Genomic DNA, 2,097 nt, shown 5'->3' with positions numbered 1-2,097 from the left:
TTTTCGACGGTGAGCGGGAAGGGCTGGTCGCAGGCGATCTCGAGCGTCTTCGTCGCCGCGTAGTGCTCCATCCCCCAGCGCGCGGGATCGCGGCGGATGGCGCCGCTGCGCGCCGCCGCCGCCTGGCGCAGCAGCGAGAAGCCGCCGCGGTCGCGCAGGGCGTAGCAGTGGAAGCGGCCGGAGCCCAGCGTGTCCTCGCTGTAGGCGAGCTGCGGACCCAGGTAGCCGTTCACGAGGATCAAGGCCTGGAAGCGGCCGCTCGCGGCCTCGGCGCCGTCCACCGTGAGCCGCCAGTGTCGCCGCTTCGTGAAGGGTGCCTTGAGGACGCGCTCGCCGACGGCCAGGCTCATGCCGGTGGTGAAGGGCCCGAGGTCGCCGAAGAGCTGGCCGAGGACGCCCTTGTACCACTTCATGAAGCGGTTCTCGGTGAAGTGCGGAATGCGTCCGAAGAGCCCGGCGCCGCCGTAGCCGACGAAGTGCTTCACGGGCAGGCCCGTGCCCGGCGCCTCGACGCGCAGCAGATCGCAGGGCTCTGTGCGGTCGGCGGCGATCGCCTCCGAGAAGACGCGCACCGCGGCCTCGATCTCGTCGGGCATGCCGAGCACCTTGCCGATGAGATCGGCCGAGCCCTTGCGCAGGAAGCCGAGGCGGATCTCGGCGAGCGGCGGCTCGGCGTCGAGGATGCCCGCAAGCACCGCGTTGAAGGTCCCCGAGCCGCCGGCGGAGATCAGGATCCGCGCGCCGTCGCGCACCAGTTCGGCCGCTCGCGCGCGGGCTTCGCGGTGGCCCTCGATCGCCGTCAGGCGCAGGTTCGTCCAGCCGGCCTCGCGAAAGAGCGGCTCGATGCGCTGCACCTTGCCCCAGTCCGCGATCGAGCCCGAGACCGCCGTGGCAATCACCTCGATGCGAGCGTCCTTGCTAGCCATTGGCCACCTCCCCCAGGCCGCGCGCGAAGCGCGCGGCGGCATCCGTGAGCAGTTCGACCGGCTGTGTCCCGTCCAGCCGCAGGACGGGCAAGCCGAGCCGTGCCTCGGCAGCCGCGCAGACGGCCGCATAGGAGCGCTGGAGCAGCGCGAGCTTCTCGACCGTTTCGTGCACCTGTCGCATTTCACCGCGCGAGGCGATGCGCGCGACGGCCATCTCGGCCGGCAGTTCGATGAGCACCGCCGCCGCCGGCAGCTCGAGCCGGAAGGGTACGAGCGCGCGCAGGCGGCGGAGCTCGGGGTGGCGTCGCCGCGCGGCGGCGCTGCCGCGGCCGGCGAGCTGGAGCAGCGCAGCCGCGGCGAAGTCGGGGTCCACTTCGCCGGGACGGTAGAGCGCGAGCCAGCCAGCGAGGTTCAAGAGCGGCGAGCCGTCGAGCAGCACCCAGTCGGGGTCGTACCAGCGGCGGCACTCGCGCAGGAGGTCCTCCCTGAGCAGCAGCTCGGCCAGCTTGGGCAGCTTGTAGCCGCCCAGGCTCTTCGCCGACTTCGCGCGACGGCTGAGGCGCTGGCGCAGGCGCTCGGTGGGCAGGGGCTGCAGGGCCTGGGCCTCGCCGCTGGCGTAGCGCGAAAGTGCATCCCCCACGAGGCAGGTGCTGCCGCCCGCCGAGAGGGCAAGGGCCAACTCGCGGGCCAGGGTGCTCTTGCCCGAGCCGTCGATGCCGAGCACGGCCAGCGTGCGCGTCGCGCGGCGCGGTGTATGGCGCGTTTGCCGGCGCGCGCGCTCGGCGGCGACGAGCTCGGCGACCTCGCCCTGCAGGCTGAGCGCCAGCGCCCGCGGCGGGCCCGTGAGGCGCCGGGCCGGCCCCAGCAGCACGCGGTTCCAGACCGGCAGAGGCAGCGCGGCGCCGCGGGGCAGCGCGCGCTCGGGGCCGCTCAGCGCGGCCGGGATCACGGGCAGCTCCGGGTGCCGCTCGAGCAGCCAGCCGACGCCGCCGCGAAAGGGCGCAAGCAGGCCCGGCTCGCCGCGCGTGCCCTCGGGAAAGAGGATCAGGCTGTCGCCCGCGGCGAGCGCGCGGTCCATCGCCGCCAGGCTCTGGGCGGCCGAGGCGCCGCGGTCGACCCAGACGGGGGCGAGCAGGCGGTCCATGAGCTTCACGAGCCGGCGCGAGCGGGG

The 2,097-nt window shown here is 74.2% G+C and carries 2 protein-coding genes; both read right to left on the bottom strand.

The window, feature by feature from the left end:
* Positions 1–1,055, bottom strand: a 1,055-nt coding sequence (locus FJ251_15730) for a hypothetical protein (GenBank protein ID MBM4119151.1), incomplete at its 3' end; no start/stop codon positions are given.
* A partial coding sequence (locus FJ251_15725; protein MBM4119150.1) for a hypothetical protein occupies positions 919–2,097 on the bottom strand: 1,179 nt, incomplete at its 5' end. The genes FJ251_15725 and FJ251_15730, both read right to left, overlap by 137 nt.

Source organism: bacterium, assembly GCA_016873475.1.
GTDB lineage: Bacteria > Krumholzibacteriota > Krumholzibacteriia > JACNKJ01 > JACNKJ01 > VGXI01.
This window is presented reverse-complemented; position numbering and strand designations above follow the sequence as displayed.